The organism is Nostoc sp., from assembly GCF_035638895.1.
Classification (GTDB): domain Bacteria; phylum Cyanobacteriota; class Cyanobacteriia; order Cyanobacteriales; family Nostocaceae; genus Nostoc.
Map to the genome: position 1 here is coordinate 1 of NZ_DASQZC010000214.1, position 5,221 is coordinate 5,221.

Genomic DNA, 5,221 nt, shown 5'->3' on the forward strand with positions numbered 1-5,221 from the left:
TTAATAACTTAAACAATCTGATATTTGTGTGTTCAGTTCAGACACTTTGTCTTAGATGTTCCCCTTGCCTAAATAATACTGATGCCTTTTGAGATCATTCCTAAAAGTTGAAAGGAAAAAACACATGGATATTATTGGTACAAATGAGGACGATTTTCTTGCTGGCACTATTGGCAGCGATCGCATTGATGCTTTGGATGATGACGATACTATTGTAGCCTTAGCCGGTGACGACGTAATCTTTGGTAACGATGACGAAGACCTGATCGTTGCTGGAGCAGGAAACGACACAATTGATGGTGGGGATGGCGACGATTTAGTATTTGGAGATGCTGGGAACGACTCCATTGATGGCGACAATGGGGTTGACGTGCTCAATGGGGGTAACGGCAATGACCGCATCATTGGTAACGATGGCAATGACCGTATCTTCGGTGATGCAGGGAATGACACCATTAATGGTAATGATGGAAATGACATCCTCAATGGCTCTGATGGTGCCGACCTAATTTCTGGCGACGCTGGAAATGATCGAGTTTTTGCGGGTACTGGGAATGACACGGTATCAGGTGGCGGGAGTAATGACCAACTCAATGGTGATGCAGGCAATGATCTTGTTCAGGGTGAGGCTGGTAACGACACCGTATTTGGTGGGACTGGAGTTGGAAATGACACCCTTACTGGTGGAACTGGCACGGACTTATTGATTGGTGGAGCTGGAAACGACTCTTTATCGGGTGGTAATGGGAGCGATCGCCTGATCGGCGTTGAACCTTTTGCCCCAGGATTTGGATCGATTGTTAACGAAGTTGATACCTTAACTGGCGGGGCTAATAGCGATACCTTTGTTTTGGGAGCAGGTAATGAAATTTTCTATGATAATGGCAATAATAGTGACTACGCTCTGATTACTGACTTCAATATCAGCCAGGACTTTATTGAACTACCTGAATCTACCTTTAGCTTGGGTATTATCTCTATTAATAATGCCGTAGGGACAGGGATATCTTTTAACAACGACTTAATCGCGGTTGTTGAAGGAGTTTCAATTTCAGATTTTAGCAGTGGCTTTGATTTCGTCTAAACACATATCACTATGAGTTGTGAACTTTGAAGTAAAAGCGACTGGGGACTGGGGATTGGGGATTAGGGATTGGATGCCAAATCGAAAAATTATGGTGGGGGCTGTCTTGAAAAGTCTGAGCTAAGGAAACCTCAGCTCAGACTTTCCGCTTTTACCCACCACCAAATTTTAAAAAACTTTTTCCCAGTCCCCACTACCGGAGCGGCTACCTGAACTCAAAAACCAAATCCATCCTGGTGAACCCTTAGATAAAAATATCTATGAACTCTCTCCAGAGGAGCTTGCAAAGGTTCCCTCAACTCCAGGTTCTTTATAACTAAGCTGTTGCGCCTTTAATTTGCACTAATATTTTTTCAATATGCTTGTGGGGTGGGCATCTTGCCCGCCCTGATTGTGCACGTTGTATACATAACAGCTTAGCACTGCAAGCACTAGAAAAAAATCATGCCTTCTTGACAGAATCAGGCGTGTTCACGGAAGACTTTATCGAAAATTGGATTGACTACAAGCTTAACGAAACCAAGCAGTTGCAGCTGCGTCCTCATCCTACGAGTTTTACCTCTACTACGATGCTTAATTAGGTACCGTAGCTATCTAAATATAAAAGTTTTGCCACCCTAGAGTAGAGGGTGGCTTTTTTTTCCGGAGTTGTCAGTTGAGAGATTCACTCAAAAAATCAACCTTAAGGCTCTTGAAACTTAGCTCATGGAAGCATGACTTGGCCCATAAATCATCCGACTGCTAGCATCTACCTTCCCTTGAATCGGGTTCCAGTAGTGGGATACTTCTTCAGGAAGACCAAGTTCTTGTGCAGCCCGCATCAGCATTGATTGTTGGCGATTTTTAACTTGCTGATGTTCACGCACCATCAACGCACGAGATTTATCTGCGATAGACATAACCATATCCTCTCTATTTTGTGAATATATAATTTATTTGTTCCTCACAAAACTAATATAACAAAAATTCTGTAACATAAGCTACTTTTTACATAAATTTATATTTGCTTTTGCTGACAATATTAGGTATTTTTCCCCAAAGCTCGAAAAATCTTTCCTAATCTACTTTTGATGGCTAAAATCATCTGGCTTCAAATTTGTCTCACCTGAGAGCCTTTACCTTTCCAACGTAGGTAATTTTTTCGTTACAATTATTTACATAGAAATAATCAAAACTTGAGCTACTTTTATGACTGAAAGTTTAACTAAGCTGACTTATCAAACCTTTCAGCAGAGCAAAAATTACTTTGGTCTGGCTCACAAAATATTAAGTTCACGGTTGAGGAACCTGGTGTATCCGACACTTGAACAAAAGACTAAACCTATCCCGAATGAGCTTTTACTCAAACTTCAACAGAAATTGAATCAGTTGCTGGAAACAGACTGGCAAGATGCTCAAAAAGGTGTGTACCCGGAAAATTTGCTATTTGACAACCCTTGGGATGACTTTTTCCGCTACTATCCTTTGCTATGGCTAGATTCCCCTCAAACCTGGGAGCGGGTTCAACAACAGAATTACCAAGATTTTTCGCCCGAAATTGATACAGATGGTTATCCCAGCTACTACGTGCAGAACTTCCATCATCAAAGCAATGGCTACTTGAGTGAGTTGTCAGCCAATTTATATGATTTACAAGTAGAAATTCTTTTTGGTGGGTCAGCTGATCCAATGCGGCGGCGGATTCTCGCTCCCCTCAAGCAAGGGCTGAAAGCAATTGATTCGGTTGCACCACGGCAAGCCCGTATTTTAGATGTAGCTTGTGGAACTGGGCGGACTCTAAAGTTGATTCGGGCAGCATTGCCTCAAGCATCTCTGTTTGGTACAGATTTGTCACCAGCTTATTTGCGTAAAGCAAATGAACTACTATCCCAAATTCCAGGCGAATTGCCGCAACTTTTACAAGCGAATGCCGAAGAGTTACCCTATCTAGATAACTATTTTCATGCTGTAACTTCTGTTTTTCTTTTCCATGAGTTACCAGCAACTGTACGTCAGACAGTGATTGAGCAATGCTTCCGGGTAACAAAACCAGGAGGAGTCTTTATTATCTGTGACTCAATTCAGTTGAGTGATTCACCTGAGTTGGAATATATGATGGATTCTTTCCCTGAAACTTTCCATGAACCCTATTACAGGCATTACACCACTGATAACTTACTAGAACGTTTACAAAGAGTAGGCTTTGAGAATATTGAGACGCAAGTCCATTTTATGAGCAAGTATTTCATTGCTCATAAGCCAGCATAAAAGCTTCTCAACATTTTCTTTAAGTAAACTTTATCTAAAAAGGGCAAATGCAAAATTTTGCATCTGCCCTTGGGTGTAGAATAATTAAGAGGACTAAGAGAGTTAGCAAATCCTTCTTAATATTTATTTTGTCGGGAGCCATCTGTGAGAAGAAGGAACCAGGAGCAAAATTAGGTTAGCCCCTTCTCTGCGAGACGCTACGCGAATGGGGAAGTCAAAAGTCAAAAATAGTTAAGATTCGCTGCCAAGTGCAATAAACGTATACTACTTATGCGAATTTATGCTCTAGATAAGCCCAGATGCAGCGCAAGAGTTTTTATGCTTCGGCAAAGCACGCCAAAAAACGCCAAAGCGAAGATCAATTATTTCCTGATGTAGATAGCCAGCTACTCAATGTGTGAGAAAACCTATTTGGAAATAAAGTGGATTTGCCTTAAGACTAGTTTCCTCAACAAGCAAAATGTCTGAATTTAGATGTGCTTTAGATTAACTCATAGTCTAAGTAACATCTATTTCTAGAACAGTTGAGGATTGAAACGCAAAGCTTCCCACCGAATATGAGCAACAGTTGTGTAACTTTTGAGAAGTTGGTGATGCTGTTAATCGAGGCACTTAATTTAATTTGCGTTTTGCTCGCTAGGATTGACGCTAACTATATATACAAAGCTTGTAGTTGAAATACTAAGCGATCGCTGAAGATTTTCGTGTGTCAACTGTATATATATCTGCCAGAAAAGCTGTGTGGACAATGTTAGCACAACACTGTGTTTTCTGGTACTTTGTTTCCGTTGAAAAAAAAGGCATTACCCTACGGTAGTTAAACCACAACATAGATATTTTCCGATTTTTACGTTACTTCTCTACGCCCACTACCGCGATGACGTGGCGCATCATCTGAAGCTTGTTCAGATGCCGCCGAGAACCACTGTTCCGAAGCAGGCGTGGAAAGCGGCCCATAGGATAAGTGATTGACCATTGTTTGGCAGTTAAAAGCTAAGGGGCCGAACATCAGACTTGAGATTAAAAGAGAAATGGCAGCACGCATAGCAGATGTCTATTTTGGAACTCTCCACTTCACTGATACTTAGCTTTTTGATTAATATCCGGACAATTCATCAAAAAGTATTCTGTTTTACTGAAAATAAACTCTTCTTATCCTCCGTTCAAATGTTCGACTAATAACCAATTACCAGAGTGGTTTTGATGACCCCACAATGTAACTAATTTTTCGTGAGGATAAGTGCGTAATTGCTCGTCGATATGCGATCGCAAAGTCACAAGCTGCCAATTTTGACCTTGATATGCGGCTGGTGCTGTGACAGTGAATCTGTATTCCTGCTGATCCAAGCGGTAAAAAATGCCTTGAAAACAGTTACTTTCCCGAATTAATCCCTTGCCAAAAGTAGAGTCAGGGTAATCATTCCACGATGGGCAAGGGCAATCACCACTAGCTGGATAGGCTTGTGGGTTATTTAAGTAATACAGTTGCCAGTGCAGCCAATCCGAATGATTGGGTGGAAGATTAAATAAAGGAATAATTGCTGCTTTTGAGCGATTATCTTCTAATAAAGCCATTTGCAGCGCCTTAACAGGTAAGTCTCTCGGTTGGCAGTTTAACTCAACACACATCGCTGCTGCCATCCCTGCTGCTTGACCAATGCCCATAACCACAGGTTGTAATCTGGTAGCCCCATTGGCAATGTGGGAGACAGAAATATTCTTTTCGCAAGCCAAAAAACCATCTGTTGTGGCTGGAATTAATGAACTGTAGGGAATTGTAAAAGGAGTTCCAGTCCAGCGTCCCCCCCAACGGATAGATTTAGGTTGCAGTGGGAATTGAACACCAGGATAATGATGGTCATTAGCGTAGTTACCAATTGCGATCGCTTC

The 5,221-nt window shown here is 41.5% G+C and carries 6 protein-coding genes and 1 pseudogene; 3 read left to right on the plus strand and 4 right to left on the minus strand.

All coding sequences use genetic code 11. The features are described from left to right. Positions 1-124: 124 nt before the first annotated feature. Positions 125-1,084: a calcium-binding protein gene (locus VE944_RS10350; protein ID WP_324976189.1), complete on the plus strand. Its 960-nt coding sequence runs from the start codon at positions 125-127 to the stop codon at positions 1,082-1,084. A 214-nt stretch (positions 1,085-1,298) separates the two neighbouring features. Continuing rightward, positions 1,299-1,661: pseudogene (locus VE944_RS10355) on the plus strand (hypothetical protein); the annotation flags it as partial. A 121-nt stretch (positions 1,662-1,782) separates the two neighbouring features. On the opposite strand, the gene gifA reads toward VE944_RS10355, so the two are convergent. Continuing rightward, complete coding sequence (gifA, locus tag VE944_RS10360) at positions 1,783-1,983, minus strand: glutamine synthetase inactivation factor IF7A (protein WP_012411649.1); 201 nt, start codon at positions 1,981-1,983, stop codon at positions 1,783-1,785. Between the two features lie 289 nt (positions 1,984-2,272). On the opposite strand from gifA, the gene VE944_RS10365 reads away from it, so the two are divergent. Beyond that, positions 2,273-3,331 (plus strand): class I SAM-dependent methyltransferase, encoded by a 1,059-nt coding sequence (locus tag VE944_RS10365; protein ID WP_324976200.1) that lies wholly within the window; start codon positions 2,273-2,275, stop codon positions 3,329-3,331. Positions 3,332-4,012: 681 nt separating this feature from the next. On the opposite strand, the gene VE944_RS10370 is transcribed toward VE944_RS10365, so the two are convergent. From VE944_RS10370 to VE944_RS10380, 3 genes are all read right to left on the minus strand, one after another. Then, positions 4,013-4,162, minus strand: a complete 150-nt coding sequence (locus tag VE944_RS10370; protein ID WP_324976202.1) for a hypothetical protein — start codon at positions 4,160-4,162, stop codon at positions 4,013-4,015. Between the two features lie 16 nt (positions 4,163-4,178). Further along, a complete protein-coding gene (gene patX / locus VE944_RS10375; RefSeq protein WP_324976205.1) occupies positions 4,179-4,376 on the minus strand; it encodes a heterocyst-inhibiting protein PatX in 198 nt (65 codons plus the stop codon). Between the two features lie 107 nt (positions 4,377-4,483). Continuing rightward, positions 4,484-5,221: FAD-dependent oxidoreductase (locus tag VE944_RS10380; protein ID WP_324976209.1), on the minus strand; the 738-nt coding region annotated here is incomplete at its 5' end.